This is a genomic window from Globicatella sanguinis NBRC 15551, assembly GCF_001552295.1.
In the GTDB taxonomy this organism is placed as follows: domain Bacteria; phylum Bacillota; class Bacilli; order Lactobacillales; family Aerococcaceae; genus Globicatella; species Globicatella sanguinis.
This window is the reverse complement of record NZ_BCQX01000099.1, coordinates 1-8,665: the sequence shown is the minus strand read 5'-3', so window position 1 is coordinate 8,665 and position 8,665 is coordinate 1. Positions and strand designations below refer to the sequence as shown.

Genomic DNA, 8,665 nt, shown 5'->3' with positions numbered 1-8,665 from the left:
TAGACTTATTACATCAATTGTATTACACATGAGGGGATTAGTTAAATGATAACTATTTATTCCAACTCCTAACAGCGTTGGGCGGACAAACGAAATGAAATATATTTAGTTTCTACTTATTACCAACTCCCAACAGCGTTGGGCTGCAAACAAAGCGAACAATAATTGCTTTTCTACATATTACTAGCTCCCAATGAAAAGGAGGTGGGTAAACGAAGCGAAAATCAATCGAGTTTCAACTTCTTACCCACCCCCTATTCACACACTTAAATTAAGGGCGTTCTTCATAATCATACATGCTTTTTAAATTCAGCTATGACGATTTATTAAAACATTATGTCTCCATTAAATAATCGCTAAAATTTTTCTTTTCTAGCTTGCTAATAAAATTGAAGACATAATGCCAGCTAATACCACAGAGGCAATCGATACCGTTACAAATCCAGCAACTAACATCGGCGGTCGGATATTTTTTAAGACAGCCTCCACTTCTTTTGGATCATCTGTAATAGTGTTTGCGACTTCGCCAGGTACGATAAATGTTCCGGGGAAGCCAAATAAAGCAGACGTTCCAATGCCGATGGCCATCCAGAAACTGACATTTAATAATCTGGCGGCTATTAATGAAAAAATCACAATGCCAAGTGCACCTAAACCTAAGGTAATCAATAAACTTGGTAATAAATCAAGTAATAATTGCGGAGTCGCTGAAGATAAAGAATTGATTACCACAACCGTTAAAGCAGCCATCGCTAACCCATTAGAATTGGCTTTATTTAAAGGTGTCTTAGGTAAAAAGCCAATTTGATGAGCAATCACACCTAAAATAAGTGCTAAGACATTGGTATCTAAAACATTAAAGCCAGCTAATTTTCTAGCAAAATTTGATACAACCATTGCCGCCATGGCTACTAACCCCACTTTAGCAAGATACCATTCGTCAGAACGATATTTTTCATGCATTTCTAATACTTCTTTTTGAGCTGTTGCTTTCATTGGTTGTGTGTCAGTGTCTTCTTCAATTAATTGACCTGAGCGATACTTTTCTAAAATAGCATTAGCTTCTTTCTTTAAGGCATAGGATGCTAATGGATAACCGATAAATCCTTGTATAACCACTAATAATGAGGCCAGTATTTGTAAATGTGGTAAACCAATTTCCACTGCTGATTGTCCCATTTGAATGCCTGCCACTACCCCACCAGAAATAGGTGCTGAAGCAATCACAGCCGTCTCAAAGCCTACAAAAAATTGTCCAACTCCTACCACCAATACAACAATTCCTAAAATGGCTGACAGGGATATGACCACTGTTTTCCATTGCTGTATTAATTCTTTAACATTTAACATCGTTCCAATATGAGTAATTAAAATTGGAATGAGCATGCTTCCAATTTGTAATAATGTTGAGTCTGAAAATATCGTGACAGGCAGTCCTGTCCAAAATGCAATTAAAAAGATAACTGATACCGAAAATAACATCGAAATAATACTTTTGGATCTGACCGCTAACATATTCCCAAAAGCAAAAACAAGCATTATCGTCGTAAAAGCATAAAGTGGCGTCATAAAATCTCTCCTCATTCGTCCATCGTTTTCTCATATTCTTCTCACTTTTAATTCATAAGAATTTAACATACAATACTATTAAACTAATCCTAATGTCAATTATGACACTTGACATCTGGTGGTTAGCATACTTTAAGGAGGATTTTATGAATACACAAGTGAAACAATATATTTTAGAACATGAGGATGAATTGATTCAGAATCGTCGCTATTTACATCAGCATCCTGAATTATCCCTTGAAGAATTTAAAACGACGCAATTTATTGCACAAGAATTAGATAAATTGAAGGTTCCCTATCGTTTAATGGAACCTACTGGTGTTTTGGCTGAAATTAAAGGTTCAGAACCTGGTAAGACCGTTTTACTTCGTGCGGACATGGATGCTCTCTCGATTGAAGAACTTAACCAGCATCTTGATTATTGTTCAGTAGAAGCTGGAAAAATGCACGCTTGTGGTCATGATGCCCATACATCCATGTTATTGAGCGCCTTAAAAGCGTTATTGTCTGTGAAAGAACAAATTAAAGGCACTGTACGCTTTATTTTCCAACCAGCAGAAGAAGTAGCAGCAGGAGCTAAAAAAATGGTGGAACAAGGCGTCCTAGACGGTGTTGACAATGTCTTTGGGATTCATATTTGGTCCGTACATGAGACTGGTAAAGTAGTCTGTGATGCAGGTCCTGCTTTTGCAAGCGCGGATATTTTTAAAATTCATTTTAAAGGTAAGGGAGGTCATGCTGCTCAACCTCATCTTTCCCACGATGCGGTGGTAATGGCAGCTGAATATGTTAACAATGTACAATCCATTATCTCACGAGCAGTTGATCCCCTTTCACCCGCTGTGTTAACCATCGGAAAATTTGAAGCTGGCGACCGTTTTAATATTATCGCGGAAAATGCAGTCCTAGAAGGAACGGTCAGAACATTTAACAATGAAGCCCGTTCAGTGGTGGCGACCCAAATGCAAGCATACGCTGAACAAATAGCCGAAATGTATCATGGAAGCGTCGAATTTGAATATTTATATATGACCGAGGTAGTGGATAATCATTTACAAAGTGCACAATTAGTCCAATCGATTACCGAGCAAACATTTGGAAAAGAATTTATCCATCATGATGACCCGACAATGGGAGCGGAAGATTTCGGTTATTATATGAAAAATATTCCAGGAGCCTTCGCAACAGTTGGTTGTCGCAATGTCGACAAGGAAACTGATTTCCCTCACCATCATGCACGCTTTAATGTGGACGAAGAAGCGTTAAAATACGGTGCGGAATTGTATGCTCAATACGCTCTTAGTTACTTAAATCAAGACGAATTCTAAATTAGGAAAGGATGTTCATATGAACCAGACAGTTAAACAATTTATTCAAGACCATGAAGCTGACATGATTGAAATGCGACGCCATTTGCATAGAAACCCTGAATTATCTTTGGAAGAATTTGAGACGACACGTTATATTGCGAATCAATTAGATCAATTAGGTTTGGACTATCGCTTAATGGAACCAACCGGGGTGATGACTGAAATTAAAGGGACACAACCTGGTAAAACCGTCTTATTGCGTGCCGATATGGATGCACTTTCGATTCATGAGTTAAATGATCATCTCGATTACCAATCGCAAAATGAAGGCAAAATGCATGCTTGCGGACATGATGCCCATGTAGCGATGTTAATGATGGCACTAAAAGCCTTGTTATCAGTAAAAGACTCTATCAAAGGCACCGTACGTTTTATCTTCCAACCGGCTGAAGAAATCGGTAAAGGCGCAAAATTAATGATTGAACAAGGTGTACTTGACGGTGTCGATAATGCCTTTGGTATTCATATTTGGTCAATGGATCAGGCCGGATTAGTGAACTGTAATATTGGCCCTACCTTTGCCGCCACTGATCGGTTTTATGTTCATTTTAAAGGTTCGGGGGGTCATGCCGCGCAACCACATTTAACAAAAGATGCGGTAGTGATGGTTTCTCAATATATTTCACAAGTACAAAATATCATTTCGCGTGCAATTGATCCAATGGAATCAGCCGTGTTAACGATTGGGAAAGTTGAAGCAGGTGACCGTTTTAATATTATTGCGGAAAATACTAAATTAGAGGGTACCGTTAGAACATTTGATGCTGCTACTCGTGATACAGTTGAAAATGAGATGCATCGTTTTGCAGAAAAAATCGCGACGATGTATGGTGGTACTGTTGAATTCATCTACGACCGCTTATTAGACCCGGTCGTCAACGAACGTCACAGTGCGGAGCTGGTGCATCGTATTACGAAAGAAAGTTTCGGCGAAGAATTTGTAGGCAACTTCCCTCCAAAAATGGTTGGTGAAGATTTTGGTGAATACAATAACCATATTCCAGGAGCCTTCGCAACGGTTGGGGCGCGTAGTGAAACGAATGGGGCAATCTATCCTCATCATCATGCTCGCTTTAATGTCGATGAGGAAAGCTTAAAAGTCGGCGCTGAACTCTATGCACAATATGCTTTAGAATATTTAAACCAAGCAGATTTTTAAACTTCTGCTCGTCAAAAATAGTGAGAAAAGAAAATTGCGGTTTAGAAACTGAAATTGTGGAAAGGACACTCGGTTTGTCCAAGAAAAACGGAAATTGACTGTTTTGCTGGCCAAAAATAATATGTAAAATGACAGTCCGTTTTGCCAAGTGAAAGGTAGATAGTTTTACTTACTAAAATTAATGCGGAATTTTGAGCTTGTGCTCACGAGGGAAAGGACTCTGCGGGGCGCAAACCAAAGCAAAATGACCCTGAACTAACCAATACAGTTGACCCCCTAATATAAAATCATGCGCAAAACGACACCTGCAGGAAAATAAAACCACAGTTAGTCCAAATTCCCTAATACAAAATCATGCGCACGACGACACTTTAAACCAAATAAAAATAGGAGCGACCCACTGAAGCAAAACCACTTGGTATTCACTTCTAGGTCACTTCTATTATTTTTTACATAAATTGATAGGCGTACATAAATTCTTCGCGTGCTCTGCTACCATTTTTAGTAGGAATTTGAATCGTATCACTTGTCACTTGTTCAAAATCCAAATAATCATAAAATCGATAGTTACAATCAGAATCAGTGAATAAATAAAGGTTTTGGCAATCCTTATTTTTAAAATCTTTTATCGCTTCATAAATAAGGCTTTTACCTAAACCATGTCCTCTGGCTTTTGAAGAGACGGCGATATATTCAATACTAGCATCAAAATCTGTGTCTACTTCACCTAAGAATTGATTGTAGATTGACTTTTCCGCTTCAAACGTTTTGATTAAGCGATTGATTTCTTGTTCTTCGCCATGTTTTGATAATTCAATTAAATTTTCAATGGTATTGGTTTGGAATTTGCGAAAGTCCGGATCATCTTTAGTTATTTTACATAAAATCATCCCTAAAATTTGGCCATCCACTTCTGCCACACGGCCTGTAGAACTATTGTATAATGCTTTATTAAGTGAAATGGCAGCCGCAGCCTTCTCAAATTCTTCTTTTTCATAGAATCCTTCGAACCACGCTTCATGAACTAAGTTAATCATTTCAGGTATGTCGCGATCTTCAATTTTTCTAATGGTTAATTGCATTTTTTCCTCCTATAGTTTCCTCAATTTAAAACGATGTTACCACCCTAACAAAACTATATTGAGTTGTCAATTAAATTACTTTACATTAGAAACGATTGAGATTTTCAGTTTGTTTTGCTTATCTCTTTAATTTAGTTTTAGTAGTTAGGCGATAAAATCGAGTGACAATGCGACCAACTTTTACTTTACTTACTAACTTAAAGTTTAAACTTGTAACCATCAAACATGCTGTTCAATAGCTACTCACTCAAAACCAAACGGCATAGATTTCAGCATAAAGATAACCGGTGATATTTCGTTAAACTTCTTTACTAATATTTCAATAAATCCAACTGTCTCTAAATCACTGCAACCATCATTGCTCTCATTTCCTTCTTAGTTTCGAAATGAATGCCACTTATTCAATTTCATACATAAAAAAACCAGCCCACACCTTTTTGGCATCGACTGGTTAATATAAGTGTTTTATCGGTTAGGCTGCTACTGATAGTTGACACACTGTCAGTAACAATCACATTCCTTTCTTTATCCTTAAACCGTAGTGGTGGCTACTTTAACGGTTCCTTCATCTTGAACACCGTCTGTATTTAATAACGCATCATAACGCTCTTTTTGTAAATAGGGAATGGATAACATGGTGACAAAACTGATTAAGTATAAGCTGGCTAAGAATAACATCACCATTGAGACCGATGAGCTATCTAAGATTTTCCCGATAATTACCGATGAGAAGCCTCCAACAGCACGGCCAACGTTTAAGATGACATTATTAGCGATTGAATGAATACGTCCTGCATACAAGCGACTGGTCATAGCGCCATATCCTGAGAACATCCCATTAACGAAAAATCCAACAATCATACCGCCGATAATCATCGTTAAAGCTGAATTCGCAAATTGGAATAAGTAGACTGAAGCAGCTGACATCAATAAGAAGATACTGTAGGCTAAACGCGGTCCTAAATGGTCTAAGATTTGACCAAAAACTAACATACCGATACACATGCCGACAATCGTCGCAATCATCCAAGTCGAAGAGTTTTTAACCGAAATCCCTAAAGACTCTTGCATAATGGTAGGTAACCAGTTCATCATCCCAAAGTAACCGGCAATTTGAACAGTGGTCATCACCATTAAAGCGATGGTTTGGTGAGCTAGGACTGGTGTCGCAAATAATTCTTTAATTTCTGGCTTTATATCCGTATTTTTTGCCACACGACGATTGGAAATAGTAGCTTCATCCACAGCAAAATGCATATAAGCCACAAGAATTAATGGCAGTAATCCTAATAAGAATAATCCTTTCCAACCAAATATTGGAGCGACAAAACCAGCTAATAATGCTGAAAAGATTGAACCAACTTGACCGGCAATCCCGTTTAATGCGGAAACGCGTCCCATTTTCTTCGGTTCGACAATACCAGCCATAATCGCAACCGCCACACCGTATTCTCCTCCGACCCCAATTCCTGCGATGAATCGCATTAAGTATAGGTAGTAAATATTATTAGTAAAGAAAATTAATCCGGTCGCAATCGAAAAGATGATAATCGTCCATTTGAAGACTTTATATTTATTATAGCGATCGGCTAAAACCCCAAAGACTAGCCCCCCTATTAACATCCCAAAATTCGTAATGGTCGCAATCCATCCCCCTTGAGTTTGAGAGATACCTAAGGTTGAGACAATACTTGACATTGAAAAGGCTAAAAACATCACGTTTAAATCATCTAATCCTGAACCGACAATCGATGTAACTAAGGCTTTTTTATCATTTTTACTCATTTTTTCCATTTTTTTAGCTCCTTAATGAATGATCTCGTCATTCTTTATTAATTTTGTTGTGCTTCGCTCCATGCTACTGGATCTTGATACCAATCTTCTAATGATGTTTTATATTCAGCTAACCCTCCTTCTGTTGTCGCAATTTCTAATAGTGTGGTGTAATCCGTTAAGGATTGAAATGCCAAACCTGCTTCTTTAAATGCTTGTTGGCCACTATTGAGTTGATAATTAAAAATGCTAACCACGCCTAATACTTCAGCGCCTTCAGCTTGGATTTGTTTTGCAGCGTTTAAAACACTACGTCCAGTCGAAATTAAATCTTCAATTAAGACCACTTTAGCTTGTTTATCCAATGCACCTTCAATCGCACGACCCTTGCCATGGTCTTTAGCAGATGAACGCACATAAATCATCGGTAAGTCTAATTCTGCTGCAACAAAAGCAGCATGGGGAATACCAGCCGTAGCGGTGCCGGCTATAACCGTGACATCTGGATAATGCTCTTTTATCGTTTTAGCTAATAAATACTCAATTACTTTTCGTTCACGAGGATAAGACATGATCAAACGATTATCCGTGTAAATCGGCGCTTTTAAGCCACTGGCCCATGTAAACGGCGCTTGTGGACTTAGACAAACGGCTTCGATGTCTAATAGTATTTGGGCGGCTTGTTTTGCTGATGTCGTCATAAAATATTCCTCCTAAAATGATGCTTTTTCAGCCAAACCTTTTTGCCACTCGGCTTTAATGGCTTGGTAGGCTGCCACAGGGTTTTCGGCTTGAGTAATTGGACGTCCCACTACAATATAATCACAGCCATTTAATGCGGCCTCATAAGGTGTCGCCGTCCGTTTTTGGTCATCTTGTCCTTTGGTTAGTCGTATACCCGGTGTGACCGTTAAGAAGTCCTCACCAAATTTTTCTTTGATGGCTTTGGCTTCTAAAGGTGAACAAACGACGCCATCTAACTGTGCTTGTTGGGTAAGCTTGGCTAAGTGGTTGACACTTTCTGCCATTGTTGCTTCAACCAATTGTTCCTGTTTAAGTTGTTCTGGGCTAGTGGACGTTAATTGAGTCACCGCTAGTAAAACCGGACGTTTTGCTCCGTCACCAGTCCCTTTTTCAATACCTTGACGGGCTGCTTCCATCATGGCTTGTCCACCCATTGCGTGAACATTTAACATTGCTATCCCTTGCTTAGCCAAGGTTTTCATCGCCCATTTTACCGTATTGGGAATATCATGTAATTTTAAATCTAAGAAAATATCATGACCACGCTTTTGTAATGCTTCAACCATCTGCGTACCGGTCGTATAATATAATTCCATCCCTATTTTTACATTTAAAGGCTCGGAAAATTGATTTAAAAACTCATTTAATTGGTCTATTTCTTGAAAATCGAGTGCAATAATTGGTTTACTCGCGTCCATTTTCATCATCCTTTCACTCTTTCGTGATAAAAAGAAAAACCTACACACGTGTGTAGGCTCATAAAAGTACATAAAGATAGTGCTATTAGACGGATTTAGCGCAATCCTCCAATGGCAAATATGGTTATGGTAACTTTCATGTTTCTCGAACACGTTTAAAGATCCCTAAATTTCTTTCTAAAGTATACTTATCATTGGGCAAAATGTCAAATGGAAAATGCAAATAATGGTTAACTCTTTCGCATCATTCGATTTGTTCCCCATGAAAAA

General features: G+C 38.3%; 7 protein-coding genes. 2 read left to right on the top strand and 5 right to left on the bottom strand.

Annotation, left to right across the window (positions count from 1 at the left end; translation table 11 throughout):
- Nucleotides 1–372: 372 nt before the first annotated feature.
- The gene (locus GSA01S_RS08115) at nt 373–1,569 is read right to left on the bottom strand and encodes a hypothetical protein (protein WP_066126484.1); all 1,197 of its coding nucleotides are present in this window, start codon (nt 1,567–1,569) and stop codon (nt 373–375) included.
- A 146-nt stretch (nt 1,570–1,715) separates the two neighbouring features.
- Between GSA01S_RS08115 and GSA01S_RS08110 the strand changes: the two genes are divergently transcribed.
- Together GSA01S_RS08110 and GSA01S_RS08105 are read left to right on the top strand one after the other, a co-directional pair.
- On the top strand, nt 1,716–2,897 hold the full coding sequence (locus GSA01S_RS08110; protein WP_066126482.1) for an amidohydrolase: 1,182 nt from the start codon (nt 1,716–1,718) through the stop codon (nt 2,895–2,897).
- Nucleotides 2,898–2,916: 19 nt separating this feature from the next.
- A complete protein-coding gene (locus tag GSA01S_RS08105; RefSeq protein ID WP_066126480.1) occupies nt 2,917–4,098 on the top strand; it encodes a M20 metallopeptidase family protein in 1,182 nt (393 codons plus the stop codon).
- Between the two features lie 449 nt (nt 4,099–4,547).
- On the opposite strand, the gene GSA01S_RS08100 is transcribed toward GSA01S_RS08105, so the two are convergent.
- From GSA01S_RS08100 to pyrF, 4 genes are all read right to left on the bottom strand, one after another.
- Nucleotides 4,548–5,180, bottom strand: a complete 633-nt coding sequence (locus tag GSA01S_RS08100; RefSeq protein ID WP_066126479.1) for a GNAT family N-acetyltransferase — start codon at nt 5,178–5,180, stop codon at nt 4,548–4,550.
- Between the two features lie 531 nt (nt 5,181–5,711).
- A complete protein-coding gene (locus GSA01S_RS08095) occupies nt 5,712–6,974 on the bottom strand; it encodes an MFS transporter (protein WP_066126478.1) in 1,263 nt (420 codons plus the stop codon).
- A 38-nt stretch (nt 6,975–7,012) separates the two neighbouring features.
- Complete coding sequence (gene pyrE / locus GSA01S_RS08090; protein ID WP_066126476.1) at nt 7,013–7,654, bottom strand: orotate phosphoribosyltransferase; 642 nt, start codon at nt 7,652–7,654, stop codon at nt 7,013–7,015.
- 12 nt (nt 7,655–7,666) lie between these two features.
- Nucleotides 7,667–8,395, bottom strand: a complete 729-nt coding sequence (pyrF, locus tag GSA01S_RS08085) for an orotidine-5'-phosphate decarboxylase (RefSeq protein ID WP_066126473.1) — start codon at nt 8,393–8,395, stop codon at nt 7,667–7,669.
- Nucleotides 8,396–8,665 lie beyond the last annotated feature (270 nt).